The sequence below is a fragment of the Neisseria sp. P0021.S007 genome, from assembly GCF_051956855.1.
Genome location: NZ_JBQCXA010001853.1, coordinates 1 through 255 on the forward strand (window position 1 = coordinate 1; position 255 = coordinate 255).

The following is a 255-nucleotide window of genomic DNA, read 5'->3' on the forward strand; positions in this document are numbered from 1 at the left end:
TGGCGCAAGACACCAAAGACGACATCCAAAAAGGTGTAGATGCCAAAACCACCGTTGACACCAAAGGCCTGACCTTCAACGGCGACAGCGGCAGCACCAATATCGAAAAACTCGGCTCCACCGTGACTGTTGCCGGCGACGACAACATCACCACTGAAGCCCAAGACGATAAAGTGACCGTCAAGCTGAACAAAGACCTGGTGGTAGACAGCGTCAAAGCCGGCGACACCACCGTGAACAACGACGGTGTGAAAG

General features: G+C 54.1%; 1 protein-coding gene. It reads left to right on the top strand.

Annotated elements, in window-relative coordinates:
- Nucleotides 1-255 (top strand): hypothetical protein (locus ACTHUR_RS21790; protein WP_440361355.1); only part of this gene is annotated, 255 nt, incomplete at both ends.